Below are 14,246 nucleotides of genomic sequence, written 5' to 3'. Positions count from 1 at the left end.
GTGCCTGTCCATGATCGTTATTCAACTGTGCTCCGACACATATTGCCGCAAAGCTTCGTTCATTCTGGTCTGCCAGCCACTGCCGCCACTTTTGAAAAATTCGATAACGTCTTCATCAATTCGCAGCGTGGTGGACTGTTTGGGGGATTTCGACTTTGGTCGCCCTGCCCGTCGGGCTGCCGTGCCTCGCTTTGCTTTGGCAAACATAGCATCAGACCACTCTGGATTGTCTCTATCTGTCATTTCTGGATCAGTTGAATTGCTCATAGCGTCGCACCTCGCGTTTATTGGCTTTGCGCAGGCTGATCACACGAACAAAGTCCGTGCGTAGCGTATAAACCAGAGCGTAAAGGCGGGGGCCTATGTGACCGAGCGCAAAGTAGCGTTGCTCGCCACTTACCACCTGCTCTACTTCAATCGCTCCGTCGAAATCGAACTTTGCTGCCAACTCGAAGCTGAGTCCCCTCAATTTTATGTTGCGCTCGTTCTTGGCGTTATCAAATTCGATTTTCATGGGAAATATTGTAGTAACAAAAACTATTTATCACAAGACTAAGACGCGTCCAAGACTGAGACGTGCCCAAGACTAAGACGTGCCTGTCCATGACATTCGACATTCGACATTCGACATTCAACTGACAGAATTGACAGTACTATAAAGTGGTACTAAAATACCTCTATGAAACGAAAACACCAAAAAACACTTGAACTCATTTTTGCACGACCAGTGAGTGGCAGTATTAAATGGAAAGATATTGAAGCCCTACTTCGCGAGCTTGGGGGCACTCTCGAAGAGGGTGAAGGCTCTCGAGTTGGAATTAGGTTGTTTGGAGAAAGAAGAGTATTTCACCGACCACACCCGTCCCCTGATACAGATAAAGGAGCGGTCAGCAGTATTCGTCGGTGGTTAGATATAAACGGGGTAAAACCATGATTAATTTAATGAATTTTAACGGCCATCAAGCAGTTATCACTTATGATCCTGAAATAGAAATGTTTCGGGGTGAGTTTATCAATCTAAACGGCGGAGCTGACTTTTATGCCACAGATATAGAAGGGTTGCATAAAGAAGGTGAAATTTCTTTAGCAATGTTTCTTGATATGTGCAAAAAAGATGGCGTGGAGCCAAAAAAACACTACTCAGGTAAGTTTAATGTTCGCTTAAGCTCTGACCTGCATGAGAATCTCGTTGTTGCTGCGGCATCAGAGGGCAAGAGCATAAACCAATGGGTAGTTGAAGCTCTTTCAGGCTCTATCGAGCGCAGACCTTAACAAGCGACGAAAGACAGACGCGTATGACGCTCCGCTTTGCTCAGCGGTAGCGAAAATGAAAAAGCCCGAGGGATCGAAATCCTCCGGGCCTTTGGGAATCAAGTCAGGCTAAGCCGCGCCTGTCCATGATTATTTTTGTCCATGACCATGCGTCCCTGATAATTTTCTCCTGATTGCGTGATTTAATATTAATCATTATGATTGAAGGCAATCATTTCAGGTAAGGAGATTGTCCATGGCCAAAGCCGAAACCCGTGTGCTGACCGCACACGTCCCCGTCCCGCTGGCCGAGAAGGTGGACCAGTTGGCCCACCGTCTTGAGCGCTCGCGCGGCTGGATCATGAAGCAGGCGCTTTCCTCCTGGATAGTTCAGGAGGAAGAGCGCGATCGCCTGACTCTAGAAGCGCTGGCCGACGTGGATGCTGGCCAGGTCATCAACCACCAGGCGATACAGGCCTGGGCGGACAGTCTCGGTACCGATGCGCCCTTATCGGCGCCACGTTGATGGAATTGAAGTGGACCAGCAAGGCGCTCTTCGACCTGGAACGGCTTTACGAGTTCCTGGCGCCAGTGAATCCTGCGGCGGCCGCACGCACGATCCAAGCGCTGACCAAGGCGCCAACGCTGCTGTTGAGCAACCCGCGCGTCGGCGAGCAGCTATTCCTATTCGAGCCGCGCGAGGTGCGGCGTATCCTCATTGACCAGTACGAAATCCGGTATGAGATTGCGGGCGAGATGATTTATGTTCTGCGACTGTGGCACACACGGGAGAAGCGTTGACATCCTCCCCCACCAAACGCCTTAACCGGCTTTTTGGAGGGGGATTCCTACTGCTAGACGCTCATGTCCGAGCGCGAGAATGTTCCTGGCCGCGTTGATATCGCGGTCGTGAGCGACACCGCACTCACAGATCCATTCTCTTATTCGCAAACCCGCTCTACCTTTCGGACTGTTATCGGAGAGTGCTCCGCAACACGAGCAGGTTTGGGTGGTGTAGGCTTCATTGATTTCCAGGAAAACGCTGCCTGCGAATTCGCATTTGTATGCCAGCAGCGTTTTCAATGTTGACCATCCGGCGTCGAGCACCGACTTGGCCATGTTGGTTTTTGCAAGCCCGGAGCTGGACACGTTGCCCACGACGATCAGGGCGTTTCGGTCCACCAGTTCCCGGCTGAATTTGTGCAGGGCATCGTGACGCCGATTGCGGATCTTGGCGTGGATGGCCTGCACTCTCCGCTTGTTCCGAGCACGTTGGGCGATGCCCAGCTTTCGCTCCTGATCTCGGTAGAAGCGACCCGCTTCCAGCGGCTCGCCGGTGCTGGGTGTGGCGGTGGTTTTTAGGCCGAGATCAACACCGACGCTGCCGGTGCCGCACCGCTTGTCAGGCTTCACCGTTACGACAACGCAAAAATACCATCGGCCACGGGCGTCTTCGACAAAACATCCGGATCGGAACCGATACTGGGAAAGCCCATAGCTGTCCCAAACCTGGTAGTGCTGACCGTTGAAAAACACCTGTCCGTTTTTCCACTGGGCCGCGCCGGTGTTCACCGGCACCCAGCCGAGGGAGCGGCGAACGCCGTGGGTTTTGCGCCACGCCAACCGGCTTTTGCGAAATTGTTTACTGCGGGTGACGTACTCCTGAGCAACGACCTGAAGAGTCTGACTATGCAAACCCAGAAGCTTCCCCGCTCCTTTGGTGTAGGGGTGCAGGTCATACGCCGACAGAAAGGTGTTTCGCTCCCGAATGCTTCGATGGCTGAGCTCGTTCACAAAATTCCACACAAAGTTCACCGCTGCTGCCTGACAGCGCAGCCCTTTCGCGTGTTTGTCGCGAACTCGGACTTTGAGGGTTTTCGTGAATTCAGCCATACCTGTATATTTGCACAGTGTTTTTTATTAGACAAGGCCTCTATCGAGGCCGCGCTTGTATCTCCCACCAAATCCCTACCGGGCATTTGGAAGGAGTCTTACGCGCATGGTGATAAGGATCTCAGGCCATCGCGGCAACCGATATTTGCAGAAAGCCTGAACCCGCCGCGATGGAATGCAAGCCGTTACAACTAATGACCCGTTGTCATGATCAGCTTCGAGTGCCTGTCCATGGCCTCACATGATGCTGAGTGTAAATGAGTACTTCGACGGCAAAGTAAAATCCATCGCCTTCCAGGGCGAGACACTACCTGCCACCGTGGGCGTCATCAGCCCGGGTGAGTATGAGTTCGGTACCAGCCAAAAGGAAGTGATGACGGTTGTCAGTGGCGCGCTGACTGTGCAGCTGCCGGGCAGTGAGAGCTGGGTTCGATACGATGCCGGAAAGGCTTTTGAGGTGGCCGCGAATACCAGTTTTAAGGTGAAGACTGAGTTGGATACGGCTTACTTCTGCACTTACGAGTAAGCTCGCCGGGGGTCTGACCCGCCTACTCTTCTTTCATAATACGAACGACCCGTTCGTCCATGCAGCTACGCACGAATGCATTCATTTCACACTGATCGCCGGACTCGTAAAAGCGGAGCATAAGTTCATTGAACTCGAGTTGGCGTGAAGCCGGGATATTGATGGCAGGATAGCCGTTGCTCAGCAGGTGGCCGTTCATCATAAAACGCCCCATGCGTTTGTTTACATCGTAGAAAAACTGGCAACGGGCCATGGTCAGGAACAGGTGGACAGCCTGATCGTAAACATCATCCATGTGTTGTAGGTCATCGATCATGCGGTCAAAACGTGCTGGAAGTTCGCTGGCAGCAGGCGGCTCGTAATCAGTGCCGGCAATCAGTACGGAGCCACTGCGAAAACAGCCCCACTCCAACGCTTCTTCCCTTGCAGCAACCGCATGCAGAGCCATCGCGCAATCGGCCGATAAACTGAAGATCCTTTCCCGGATCATCTGAAACAGCAGCTTCCAGGCCTCGCCCTGATTAACCGCGATTTGCTGATCGCTCAGCCGGTGCCCACCCACTGTGACACCCTGTAGCAAGGTTTGCACCTCCGGCAACGTGAAGTTGATGCCCTCCAGGCGCACTGCATCGTAAACAAATACCGACACCGCACGTTGTGCAAGCATAAGTGCTTTTTCGGGGTTGGGTGGCATTGACCAGTGGTTGTCTGTGGCGGTGGGCATTGCGGCTCCGGTTGGCGGTGCAACTGTCAGTTGTTTTCAAGACTGCCAATTTACCATACCGGGCGTTAAAAGCTGAGTTTACACTTGCTATGGAGGACACTGGTGCCTGTCCATGATCTTTACATGATCTTTAGTAGATTCCCTCGATTGTTGTGCATTATCCCAACCTCTCAATATCGGACTGACTGTGGGTTCTCAGATACTCCTGAAGCGCCTTGTCCATTCGGGTTTGCCAGCCGCTGCCTGTGGCGCGAAACTGCTCAACGACCTCCGGTGAAAGTCTGATAGTTATCCGCTCCTTCGTAACCTCTGCCTTTGGCCGACCAACCGGACGCAACCGGCGGAACTCTTCTTCCGTGAGCTCGCGTGTATCTGCGTCTTGTGCAATCCCCTCGTTAATGCCTGACTCTTCATCGCTCGAAGGCAGTGTAAACTTCCGACCTGATTTAGATTTTGTCTGCATAAAGCCTCACCTCCCGACGATTTGCCTTTCGAAGACTGATTATGCGGCGGATGCCTTTTCGCTCTGTGTAAACAACACAGTAGACACGATCGCCTATGGGGCCATACCCAATCATTCGGCGCTCGCCATAATCATTACGAAAATCCTCCATAGCCCACACCCAATCCCATTCGAGCCTGGCGGCATCAGCTAACGAAACACCGTGCTTTTCAGTGTTCTTCTCATCCTTCCTTGGATCGAATTCAATATTCATCTGGATTTATTGTACATACAAAAATAGAGTTTGAGAAATAGCAGAAATAAGGGAAGCACACTAAAACACCAAAATACTGTACATCTATACAGATCCGAATTATTGATGCATGATATGAGCATGTCAACAGTCACGGAAGACAAGGACCCCACCATGCCCAAAGCCAGAGCAGAACTGGTCAGCGTTTCAGACACCCCCTTCTACCACGTGATCTCACGCTGCGTGCGCCGCACATTCCTGTGCGGGCAGGACCGCGCCACCGGGCGCTGTTATGAGCACCGGCGGGGCTGGATTGAAGAGCGAATCCGGCTTCTGGCATCTGTGTTCGCGGTAGATGTTGCCGCTTATGCGGTGATGTCGAATCACTACCACCTGGTGGTGAAGCTCAGCCCGGATGAGGTGGAACCCTGGAGTATGGATGAGGTGCTGGCGCGCTGGTGCAGCCTTTACAAAGGGCCGCCACTGGTTCAGCGTTATCATCGGGGCGACGAGTTGTGTGCTGCAGAGCTTCGGCGAGTGGAGGCGTACGTGGAAACCTTCCGGCAACGGTTGGCGGACTTGAGCTGGTTTATGAAATGCCTGAATGAGCCAATTGCGAGGCAGGCCAACCGGGAAGATGAGTGCACCGGCCATTTCTGGGAAAGCAGATTCAAATCCCAGGCTCTGGATACCGAGGAGGCCCTTCTCTCCTGCATGGTCTACGTCGATCTGAACCCAATCCGCGCTGCCATGGCGGAGACGCCAGAAACCTCCGAACACACCAGCATCAAGGAGCGAATTCATCCCACCTTTGATCTGGCAGAAGCCATTGCCCGGCAAACAGAACAGCAGGCGCTGAATGAGTTTTCGGTACCGTTAAAACCACTACTGGGTTTTGAAGGCGTCATTCGAAACGGCTTCCAGCGAGGCATCCTGTTCAGCTTTGAAGATTACCTGGAACTGGTAGATTGCACCGGGCGGATCAGCCGGAGTGACAAACGGGGCGCTATTGATGAGAAGGCGCTACCGATTCTGGAACGGCTGAATCTGGACCCGGAACGATGGTGCCACCGGGCGACCGCGTTTGAAGATAGCTATCAGGATTACCGGAATCCTGGACGGCGACGACAAGCGGCTTAGACAGCCACCCCCAATTACTCCAATCCCTTTATCGGTGTTCCCGCCGAGAATTTCGCTCGCCTGAAATCGGGGGATTTCCAGAATTCACGGTGGAATGCCGCCGCCGTTTTGTCATAACCCCGAATTAGACGCAGCAAATCAAAAACCAGAAACAACAAAGGCCCGGGGTCGAAACCGCCGGGCCTTTGGGGATCTGGTCAGGCTAGTGCCTGTCCATGATCATTGATAACCCCGAATTAGACGCAGCAAATCGAAAGCCAGGAACGACAAAGGCCCGGGGTCGAAACCGCCGGGCCTTTGGGGATCTGGTCAGGCTAGTGCCTGTCCATGGTGGGTCAGGCTAGTGCCTGTCCATGGTCACTCTGACGCTGGACGTTAAGCGTCAAGTCACGACAGCGCCACCCCAAATTCGCACCTCATCCAAGCAACACGGAAAATGGCACCCGGATAGGATATAGTACCCACGGTAGGCCAGTGGCGGCTGAGGCGATATGCAAAAGGGTCCGGAATCAGCTGCTTAGATTAGATGCTGAAATGTGATGAGTTGCTTGAGGGGCTGGGACTTATAATGCCCCCCCCCCAAAAACTCGAAACAGACCCTTTATCAGCCGGCACGATCTAAGGTCGACAGAAACCCAAAAAAGGTCCGACGGGCTACCGTCGGACCTTTACTATCAAGTCAAACTGCGATTCATATTTTACCGGCAGTTTGCTGGGAGGTACTTCTGCGGCACAGCGGTTGTCACACCAGAGTTACTGACATTGCAATCCCACGTCACGCTAGCGTCGCCTAGGGAGGATGTCACTTCTAACGCGAACTCTTCACCGCCGGACAGGTCACCGTCCGTAAAGGTAGAAGCAAGAGCGATAATCAGTGCCGAATTAGTTTGATCCCAAGTAATGGTATTCACAACAGCCCCACCAATAGTATCCGTGAAGCCAGCTTCCGCAGCATCGGCAGGCAATGCACCTACAGTAATGATGTATTCGGAGACAGTGGTTTTAGCATTAGAAGCCAAACCAATTGCCTCAGACATCTTCGCACGCACGGTATAATCCTGATAAGCAGGAATAGCCACAGCCGCCAAAATACCAATAATCGCCACAACGATCATCAGTTCGATAAGCGTGAAGCCCTGTTGAGCCTGATTCATTTGCATTTTTTTCATAATATAGACCTCTGCAGTGTCGTTTATTAACTCAAAATGGCCCGGGGCCGGTGGAGCTTTGCCCCGCAACCGGTTTTCATGAGCCTACGTTTAGCAAAGCAGCTTACATGCCAAAAATCAAAACCAAGCAAAAAGTCACCTTTATCAATCACTAAGTCGTTTCCTGATGCTAAAACCGACATATGCTAACGAGGCAGCTCCGGACTCGCCTCGTCACTCAGTGACGTTTTTTGTCACTCACCAGCGTCAGGACAACCAACTTTGCCGCCAACTTAACGAATGATGAGCTGCCCAATCCCTTTCCAAACCCGCGCCAGCCATCTAAACTCTATGCAATTCTTCAATTTTTTTTCAATCACTTAGGCAGCACTTTTTATACAATTTATGGCTACTAACAAAAGCAATATCACGCTAACCGGCCTAGCCCGGCGTTTTGTAGATGACGGGCTTATTGATGAAGCAGCCGCTAAGGATGCCTTTTTACAAGCATCTCAGAACCGCATTCCGCTGATTACCTACCTCACCCAGAACAAACTGGCAGATAGTGCAAAGCTCGCGTTTTCGGCAGCTATGGAGTTTGGGGTATCAGTTTTAGACCTATCGTCCTTTCTTCCTGAGATGATGCCGGAAGGCGTAGTTGACGATAAGCTGGTGCGTAAGCACAACGCTCTTCCTCTTTACAAACGAGGAAACCGTCTTTTTATTGCGGTATCCGACCCAACCAACATCCAAGCGCTGGACGAAATAAAGTTTAATACCGGCTTGAGCACAGACGCCATTTTAGTGGATGACGCAAAGCTTCGGGATGCTATCGATAAGTATTTAGAGTCCCAAGACACCACTATGGGTGATCTAGACGACGCTGATTTAGAAGGCGTCGAGACGGAAGGGGGAGACCAAGATGACGACAGCGTTTCCGCAAAAAGCGATGTTGATGACGCCCCCATTGTTAAATATGTAAACAAAATGCTTTTGGATGCCATACGCATTGGCGCTTCAGATGTGCACTTCGAACCTTACGAAAAAACCTACAGGGTGCGCTATCGAACGGATGGCATTTTGAAAGAAATGTCACAACCTTCTATAAAGCTAGCACCCAAGATTTCCGCTCGCGTTAAGATCATGGCGCAGCTGGACATATCGGAGCGCCGGGTTCCTCAGGATGGCCGCATAAAAATGAAGCTATCCAAAACCAAGGCGATTGATTTTCGGGTGAACACGCTCCCGACTCTTTGGGGTGAGAAGATCGTATTGCGGATTCTTGACCCCAGTCAGGCGAAGCTGGGCATTGATGCGCTAGGCTATGAAGATGACCAGAAAAAGCTGTACATGGATGCACTACAACAGCCTCAAGGTATGATTTTGGTTACTGGCCCAACAGGCTCAGGTAAAACAGTCTCTCTCTACACCGGCCTTAACATTCTTAACACGGCGGATATCAATATCTCGACGGCGGAAGATCCGGCAGAGATTAACTTGGAAGGCATTAACCAAGTTAACGTTAATAACCGGGTCGGGCTGGGCTTTGCTGAAGCACTGCGTGCTTTCCTACGGCAAGATCCAGATGTGATCATGGTGGGTGAGATTCGTGACCTTGAAACCGCCAACATCGCCATTAAAGCTGCTCAAACCGGCCACTTGGTTCTGTCCACACTGCACACTAATAGCGCAGCAGAAACCCTCACGCGAATGATGAATATGGGCGTGCCGGCTTTCAACATAGCAACGTCTGTAAGCTTGATTATTGCTCAGCGTCTGGGCCGAAGACTTTGCAGTGCCTGCAGGCAACCCAGCGATATTCCAAAAGACGTCCTTTTGACCGAAGGGTTCTCACAGGAACAAATTGATACAGGCTTCACGTTGTACCGACCTAAAGGCTGTGATAAATGCAATGGTGGGTATAAAGGCCGCGTCGGGATTTACGAGGTGGTTAAGATTACGGAGCAGCTGGCCAGTATGATTATGGAAGAAGCCAGCTCTATTAAAATTGCAAAGCAGGCTGAGGCCGAGGGCTTCCGGAATTTGCGCCAGTCAGCACTTTTGAAGGTGATTGAAGGTGTAACTAGCCTTGAGGAAGCCAACCGTGTGACCAAGGATTAAGCATGTCAGAGAAAACGCAAAAGCTTGAATCGTACATTTGGGAAGGCAAAGACCGAAAAGGCAACAAAGCAAAGGGTGAGCTTGCAGGTGCTAGCTTGGCTTTAGCAAAGGCCCAGCTCCGTAAACAGGGGATAATTCCGGATAAGGTTAAGAAAAAACCCAAGCCTTTGTTTGGTGGCAACAAGAAGATCACGCCCTTCGATATTGCCATGCTCACCCGCCAACTTGCGACGATGATGAAGGCTGGCGTGCCTTTGGTTCAGAGCTTTGACATAGTTGCTGATGGTCTTGAGAACAAAGGACTGCAAGAATTAGTAATGTCTATTCGGAATGACATTTCCTCCGGCACCAGTTTTGCTGGGTCTCTCCGCAAGCACCCGAAATATTTTGATAATCTCTACTGCAATTTGGTGGACTCCGGTGAGAAAGCTGGCGCGCTGGAGCAAATGCTTGACCGCATCGCTCTCTATCTCGAGAAAACAGAGTTATTGAAGAAAAAAGTCAAAAAAGCGATGACTTACCCGGCCGCCATTATAGTCGTAGCCATTATAGTTACCGCTATTCTCTTGGTAAAAGTTGTTCCTCAATTCGAAGCCCTATTCTCCGGCTTTGGCGCAGAGCTTCCTGTGTTCACTCAGATGGTTGTGCGGCTTTCTGACTGGATGCAGTCCTGGTGGTTTGTCGTGCTCTTAGGAATTGTGGGTAGCATTTACCTATTTAAAGAAGCCAAGCGCCGCTCACTTAAATTCTCAGACATTGTTGACAAATATGTTCTTAAACTACCTGTGGTTGGCGAAATTCTGGACAAGTCTGCTGTTGCCAAGTTCGGGCGCGTTCTCTCTACTACCTTTGCGGCAGGTGTTCCGCTGGTTGATGCTCTGGATTCCGTAGCGGGCGCCACGGGCAATGCGGTTTATCGAGATGCGATTGACCGTATTAAGAACGATGTTTCTAGCGGTACTCAGTTGCAGGCCTCCATGCGCCAGCAAGATGTATTTCCGGTGATGGCTGTGCAGTTAACGGCTATTGGTGAGGAATCTGGTAATTTGGATGAAATGCTTGAGAAAGTGGCTGTGCATTATGAGGCTGTGGTTGATGACATGGTGGATAACCTGACTGCACTGATGGAGCCGATGATTATGGCTGTGTTGGGTGTGCTTGTGGGTGGATTGATTATTGCCATGTACTTGCCGATATTTCAGATGGGGCAGGTTGTTTAGGGGGAGGTTGGGCCTTCCCCCCTCTCCGATACGTCGGACCGCCCCGGCCCCTCTCCCGCAGGGGGAGAGGGGAGTTTGAAAGACACCCCCTCTCCCCAACCCCTCTCCCGCGAGGGGAGAGGGGCTTTAAAACTGCAACGTTTGAGCTTTTGAATGGCTACCTTAGATATCCTCCTCTCGACACCTTGGCTTTTGTACTTTGTTGTCACTTTCGTTTCTCTGTGCATCGGTAGCTTTTTGAATGTAGTGATTCTTCGCCTGCCGAAGATGATGCAGCAAGAATGGCGCTGCCAGTGCGAAGCCTTTTTGGAGGTGGCCGAGGGTGAACGCAAGCAGGAAGACCGGGTTACGCTTTCCAGCCCTGCCTCTACCTGCCCTTCTTGCGGACATAAGATTCGCGCTTGGGAGAACATTCCGGTTGTCAGCTACCTACTTCTTGGTGGTAAGTGCAGCGGTTGTAAGTCGCACATTTCTATTCGTTACCCGGCCATAGAAGCAGTTACGGCGCTATTTTCGGTGTTGACGATTGTGATCCTTGGCCCTTCGGTCACTGCTTTGTGGGCGCTGCTACTGGTGTGGGCGTTGGTTGCGCTTACGGTGATTGATTTCGATACTCAGTTATTGCCAGACAGCATTACCCTGCCCTTGATGTGGCTGGGGTTGATTTTGAGCTATTTTGGTTTTCTTGGTGAGTTCACCAGTGCGTTTTGGGGCGCGGTAATTGGCTACCTTTCCCTTTGGTCTGTTTATTGGCTATTTAAGCTGGCCACCGGCAAAGAAGGCATGGGGCACGGGGATTTCAAGTTGCTTGCCGCATTGGGCGCTTGGTTGGGCTGGGAGTTGCTGCCCGCGATTATCTTGCTGTCATCCCTCGTGGGTGCGGTGGTGGGTATCAGTTTAATGATCTTTAAAAAGCACGGGCGCGAAGTGCCGATTCCGTTTGGGCCTTACTTGGCGGCAGCTGGGTTGCTGTGTTTGTGGTTCGGCGCGGAAATTCAAGCGCTTTGGTTCGGGCTGCTGGGAGCATGACGGATGAACCGGTGGTTATAGGGCTAACAGGGGGCATTGGTTCCGGCAAATCTACGGTTGCGCGGCAGTTCGGCAGCTTGGGAGTGCACTGGGTAGATGCAGACGATGTGGCCCGCGAGGTAGTTGAACCGGGCACTCCGGCGCTGGCCGCTATTGCCGAGCACTTCGGGGCAGGCATTCTTACGGATAAGGGCAGTTTGGATAGAGCCCACCTGCGGCAAATCGTGTTTGAGCAGCCAGAGCAGCGTGTGTGGTTGGAAGGTCTGTTGCATCCGATTATCCGCGAGGAGTTGATTCGCCAACTCCATCCGCAAGCCTATAAGTTACCTTATGTTCTTCTAGTATCGCCTCTACTGTTAGAAACCGACCAACATAATCTGGTAAGGCAGGTGCTGGTAGTGGATGTGCCAGTGGAGGTGCAGATACAGCGCACTATGGGGCGTGATACCAACTCCCGGGAGCAGGTGGAGCGCATTATTGCCGCTCAGATGCCCCGCGAGCAACGGCTTGCCCGTGCAGATGTTGTCATTAATAATAACCAACCTTCCAACAAGGTTGCAGCCGAGGTTCGTGCATTACATGAAGCATTCATGGTGGACTTTGGTTGATCGGCATTACTTCGTGCGTGTTATGAAGAGCAGCATCAGGAACGGTATCGGCCTCACTTTTGCTGGCCCAATAACCACCCTACTCTTCTTAATCAGTGCAAACAGCTATGGCGTGGAGCCGGTGTTTGAGATGCAGGAGCGCTCTATTTCAAGCACCTTGTTGCCCGAAAAGCTGCCCCTAGCTTTCTATACGTTTGATCCAGACGAGTATTGGGCTGAGCCTGAGGATTCTTATTGGCTGGATTTCAGTAACTTTATTTTGCGCCAAGAGCGTATTCAAGGGCCAAAGGTTCAGGCTCTTGGCCAGTGGGCAGATAGGACGCTTTCCGGTGAAACCCACAGGTTGCCAACCAACGACAGTTATTTGCGCGTTGGCTTCGCTACAGAGTCCGAATACGGCGACCCGGCGCAATTCGAACCGGAAGTTCGGTTCCGGCTGGATATACCCACAACCAAGCGCAAATTGCGATTGGTAATCGAAAGTGAAAGCGACGAGCTCATTCCTTTGGAAGAGCGCCAGCGCGACCGCCAGCTTACGGAGCCAGACCGTTCAGAAACACAAACCACCGGTGCTTTGCGGTACATCTCGGAAATTGGCGATGCCATCAATCTCTCTAATGACGTGGGTGCGCGTTTACGTTTTCCACCGGACGCGTTCTGGCGGGCAACGGCAGAGAAGCGCTGGAAGCTGGATGAGGATTGGGGGCTGCGAGCCCAGCAGAGGTTTTACTATTACCATCAAGACGGTTGGGGCGCCCGCTCTATGATCCGTGCGGCCCGAAATGTTGGTAATGATTGGTTTTTCAGGTCCAGCGCTGAACTGGAATGGGTTCATCGCAAAAGAAAGTTTGAGGCAGCGCAAATTTTTAGTGTTCGCAAGCGGCTTAGTAACCGCTCGATAATCACGCCCCGGGTGGGTGTTCTTGGTGAAAGCCAGCCGAGCTGGCGTACCACTTCAGCGTTTGCTGACCTCACTTGGCGCTACAGGTTGCACAGCGATTGGTTGTTCGCTGAGCTGATTCCGGCGTTAACTTTTCCTAGAGAACGCAATTTTAAAGACCAAGGTTCGGTACTCTTTCGTATCGAGATGTTTTTTTCCGGTAGCATTAACCCAGATTTTTAACGCCCATGCCCCGACACCATGCCATCCCAGCAGCAGAAGCCTTGGCTTTGAACCCCATTGCCATCACCCGCTCTTGTTTTAAGGATAAGTTCGGGGTTCCAAGGCAACCCGGGCTTACCCGCTATGCCAGAGCAGATCTGGTCATCCAAACGCCCTATGATCGCGAGGATGCGTTCCGGGGCTTGGAGACTTCCAGCCACCTTTGGTTAATCTTTCAGTTTCACGAAGCTGTGCGGGCAGAGTGGCGGCCGGTAGTTCGACCTCCTCGCCTTGGTGGCAATCAAAAAATGGGTGTATTCGCCAGCCGGTCCCCCTTTCGGCCGAACAGTTTGGGGCTATCTGTGGTGCGCAACGAAGGGCTTGTGCGCAAAAATGGCAAACTGGCCCTACAGATCAGCGACCACGACCTGATTGATGGCACACCTATTCTAGACATTAAACCCTACCTGCCGTTTGCAGACTCAATACCCAACGCGAGCCTTGGTTGGGCCGAATCTGCACCTACAGAAAGGCTGGACGTTGTGTTTCTGCCAGAGGCAGAGGCCCAGCTTGCAGAGCTTTCGCAAACGCACTACCCCGATTTGAAGTTGTTGATTACCGATGTGGTGAGCTACGACCCTCGCCCGTCGTTCCGGCGGGGCCGCGACGAGGAACGGGTATACGGCGCACACCTTTACGATTTGAACGTTAGGTTTCGGTTTGTAAATGATGATTCACACAAGCGTGTCGAAGTGCTGACGGTCTGTTAAACTCGCGTTGACGATTTTT

Annotated in this window: 18 protein-coding genes; 11 read left to right on the top strand and 7 right to left on the bottom strand. The window is 51.9% G+C overall.

The annotated features are described in order from the left end of the window. Positions 1-21: 21 nt before the first annotated feature. Both MWU62_RS10615 and MWU62_RS10610 read right to left on the bottom strand, forming a co-directional pair. Positions 22-267, bottom strand: a complete 246-nt coding sequence (locus tag MWU62_RS10615) for a BrnA antitoxin family protein (protein ID WP_200364980.1) — start codon at positions 265-267, stop codon at positions 22-24. Then, positions 251-514: a BrnT family toxin gene (locus MWU62_RS10610; protein ID WP_247114809.1), complete on the bottom strand. Its 264-nt coding sequence runs from the start codon at positions 512-514 to the stop codon at positions 251-253. Before MWU62_RS10610 ends, MWU62_RS10615 begins: the two co-directional genes overlap by 17 nt. Before the next feature lie 416 nt (positions 515-930). Between MWU62_RS10610 and MWU62_RS10605 the strand changes: the two genes are divergently transcribed. The 3 genes from MWU62_RS10605 to MWU62_RS10595 all read left to right on the top strand — a co-directional run bounded on the left by MWU62_RS10605 (position 931) and on the right by MWU62_RS10595 (position 2,052). After that, positions 931-1,272, top strand: coding sequence for a type II toxin-antitoxin system HicB family antitoxin (locus MWU62_RS10605; protein WP_247114808.1), 342 nt, complete (start codon positions 931-933; stop codon positions 1,270-1,272). Positions 1,273-1,507: 235 nt separating this feature from the next. Continuing rightward, positions 1,508-1,777: a ribbon-helix-helix domain-containing protein gene (locus MWU62_RS10600; protein WP_144822404.1), complete on the top strand. Its 270-nt coding sequence runs from the start codon at positions 1,508-1,510 to the stop codon at positions 1,775-1,777. Then, positions 1,777-2,052 carry a type II toxin-antitoxin system RelE/ParE family toxin gene (locus MWU62_RS10595; RefSeq protein WP_247114807.1) on the top strand — a complete coding sequence of 92 codons (276 nt, stop codon included), beginning with the start codon at positions 1,777-1,779 and terminating at the stop codon, positions 2,050-2,052. Before MWU62_RS10600 ends, MWU62_RS10595 begins: the two co-directional genes overlap by 1 nt. Positions 2,053-2,073: 21 nt before the next feature. On the opposite strand, the gene MWU62_RS10590 is transcribed toward MWU62_RS10595, so the two are convergent. Then, positions 2,074-3,144, bottom strand: coding sequence for a transposase (locus MWU62_RS10590; protein WP_247114806.1), 1,071 nt, complete (start codon positions 3,142-3,144; stop codon positions 2,074-2,076). Between the two features lie 244 nt (positions 3,145-3,388). Here MWU62_RS10590 and MWU62_RS10585 point away from each other — a divergent pair, with 244 nt between their 5' ends. Further along, positions 3,389-3,670: a pyrimidine/purine nucleoside phosphorylase gene (locus MWU62_RS10585; RefSeq protein WP_247114971.1), complete on the top strand. Its 282-nt coding sequence runs from the start codon at positions 3,389-3,391 to the stop codon at positions 3,668-3,670. Positions 3,671-3,692: 22 nt separating this feature from the next. Here MWU62_RS10585 and MWU62_RS10580 read toward each other — a convergent pair whose 3' ends face one another. From MWU62_RS10580 to MWU62_RS10570, 3 genes are all read right to left on the bottom strand, one after another. Beyond that, entirely contained in the window at positions 3,693-4,394 is a 702-nt protein-coding gene (locus MWU62_RS10580) for a Fic family protein (protein WP_247114805.1), read from the bottom strand. A 157-nt stretch (positions 4,395-4,551) separates the two neighbouring features. Next, positions 4,552-4,857: a BrnA antitoxin family protein gene (locus MWU62_RS10575; protein WP_247114804.1), complete on the bottom strand. Its 306-nt coding sequence runs from the start codon at positions 4,855-4,857 to the stop codon at positions 4,552-4,554. Further along, complete coding sequence (locus tag MWU62_RS10570; RefSeq protein ID WP_023011846.1) at positions 4,841-5,110, bottom strand: BrnT family toxin; 270 nt, start codon at positions 5,108-5,110, stop codon at positions 4,841-4,843. The genes MWU62_RS10575 and MWU62_RS10570 overlap by 17 nt, the downstream gene beginning before the upstream one ends. Before the next feature lie 120 nt (positions 5,111-5,230). Between MWU62_RS10570 and MWU62_RS10565 the strand changes: the two genes are divergently transcribed. Continuing rightward, positions 5,231-6,229, top strand: coding sequence for a transposase (locus MWU62_RS10565; RefSeq protein ID WP_247114803.1), 999 nt, complete (start codon positions 5,231-5,233; stop codon positions 6,227-6,229). Positions 6,230-6,927: 698 nt separating this feature from the next. Here MWU62_RS10565 and MWU62_RS10560 read toward each other — a convergent pair. After that, positions 6,928-7,383 (bottom strand): pilin, encoded by a 456-nt coding sequence (locus tag MWU62_RS10560; protein WP_281494872.1) that lies wholly within the window; start codon positions 7,381-7,383, stop codon positions 6,928-6,930. Positions 7,384-7,782: 399 nt separating this feature from the next. Between MWU62_RS10560 and pilB the strand changes: the two genes are divergently transcribed. The 6 genes from pilB to tsaA all read left to right on the top strand — a co-directional run bounded on the left by pilB (position 7,783) and on the right by tsaA (position 14,227). Then, a complete protein-coding gene (pilB, locus tag MWU62_RS10550) occupies positions 7,783-9,498 on the top strand; it encodes a type IV-A pilus assembly ATPase PilB (protein WP_247114802.1) in 1,716 nt (571 codons plus the stop codon). A gap of 2 nt (positions 9,499-9,500) precedes the next feature. Beyond that, complete coding sequence (locus MWU62_RS10545) at positions 9,501-10,718, top strand: type II secretion system F family protein (protein ID WP_247114801.1); 1,218 nt, start codon at positions 9,501-9,503, stop codon at positions 10,716-10,718. Between the two features lie 153 nt (positions 10,719-10,871). After that, positions 10,872-11,747: an A24 family peptidase gene (locus MWU62_RS10540; protein WP_247114800.1), complete on the top strand. Its 876-nt coding sequence runs from the start codon at positions 10,872-10,874 to the stop codon at positions 11,745-11,747. Next, positions 11,744-12,355, top strand: a complete 612-nt coding sequence (gene coaE, locus MWU62_RS10535) for a dephospho-CoA kinase (protein ID WP_247114799.1) — start codon at positions 11,744-11,746, stop codon at positions 12,353-12,355. Before MWU62_RS10540 ends, coaE begins: the two co-directional genes overlap by 4 nt. Next, entirely contained in the window at positions 12,327-13,478 is a 1,152-nt protein-coding gene (locus MWU62_RS10530) for a hypothetical protein (RefSeq protein ID WP_247114798.1), read from the top strand. The genes coaE and MWU62_RS10530 overlap by 29 nt, the downstream gene beginning before the upstream one ends. A gap of 5 nt (positions 13,479-13,483) precedes the next feature. Further along, complete coding sequence (gene tsaA, locus MWU62_RS10525) at positions 13,484-14,227, top strand: tRNA (N6-threonylcarbamoyladenosine(37)-N6)-methyltransferase TrmO (RefSeq protein WP_247114797.1); 744 nt, start codon at positions 13,484-13,486, stop codon at positions 14,225-14,227. Positions 14,228-14,246: the final 19 nt, after the last annotated feature.

It is taken from the genome of Marinobacter sp. S6332 (genome assembly GCF_023016045.1).
Lineage (GTDB): Bacteria > Pseudomonadota > Gammaproteobacteria > Pseudomonadales > Oleiphilaceae > Marinobacter.
This window is presented reverse-complemented; position numbering and strand designations above follow the sequence as displayed.

Coding starts and splice junctions, on each gene's coding strand:
- MWU62_RS10615 (WP_200364980.1), bottom strand. CDS start 267: ATGAGCAATTCAACTGATCCAGAAATGACAGATAGAGACAATCCAGAG.
- MWU62_RS10610 (WP_247114809.1), bottom strand. CDS start 514: ATGAAAATCGAATTTGATAACGCCAAGAACGAGCGCAACATAAAATTG.
- MWU62_RS10605 (WP_247114808.1), top strand. CDS start 931: ATGATTAATTTAATGAATTTTAACGGCCATCAAGCAGTTATCACTTAT.
- MWU62_RS10600 (WP_144822404.1), top strand. CDS start 1,508: ATGGCCAAAGCCGAAACCCGTGTGCTGACCGCACACGTCCCCGTCCCG.
- MWU62_RS10595 (WP_247114807.1), top strand. CDS start 1,777: ATGGAATTGAAGTGGACCAGCAAGGCGCTCTTCGACCTGGAACGGCTT.
- MWU62_RS10590 (WP_247114806.1), bottom strand. CDS start 3,144: ATGGCTGAATTCACGAAAACCCTCAAAGTCCGAGTTCGCGACAAACAC.
- MWU62_RS10585 (WP_247114971.1), top strand. CDS start 3,389: ATGCTGAGTGTAAATGAGTACTTCGACGGCAAAGTAAAATCCATCGCC.
- MWU62_RS10580 (WP_247114805.1), bottom strand. CDS start 4,394: ATGCCCACCGCCACAGACAACCACTGGTCAATGCCACCCAACCCCGAA.
- MWU62_RS10575 (WP_247114804.1), bottom strand. CDS start 4,857: ATGCAGACAAAATCTAAATCAGGTCGGAAGTTTACACTGCCTTCGAGC.
- MWU62_RS10570 (WP_023011846.1), bottom strand. CDS start 5,110: ATGAATATTGAATTCGATCCAAGGAAGGATGAGAAGAACACTGAAAAG.
- MWU62_RS10565 (WP_247114803.1), top strand. CDS start 5,231: ATGTCAACAGTCACGGAAGACAAGGACCCCACCATGCCCAAAGCCAGA.
- MWU62_RS10560 (WP_281494872.1), bottom strand. CDS start 7,383: ATGAATCAGGCTCAACAGGGCTTCACGCTTATCGAACTGATGATCGTT.
- pilB (WP_247114802.1), top strand. CDS start 7,783: ATGGCTACTAACAAAAGCAATATCACGCTAACCGGCCTAGCCCGGCGT.
- MWU62_RS10545 (WP_247114801.1), top strand. CDS start 9,501: ATGTCAGAGAAAACGCAAAAGCTTGAATCGTACATTTGGGAAGGCAAA.
- MWU62_RS10540 (WP_247114800.1), top strand. CDS start 10,872: ATGGCTACCTTAGATATCCTCCTCTCGACACCTTGGCTTTTGTACTTT.
- coaE (WP_247114799.1), top strand. CDS start 11,744: ATGACGGATGAACCGGTGGTTATAGGGCTAACAGGGGGCATTGGTTCC.
- MWU62_RS10530 (WP_247114798.1), top strand. CDS start 12,327: ATGAAGCATTCATGGTGGACTTTGGTTGATCGGCATTACTTCGTGCGT.
- tsaA (WP_247114797.1), top strand. CDS start 13,484: ATGCCCCGACACCATGCCATCCCAGCAGCAGAAGCCTTGGCTTTGAAC.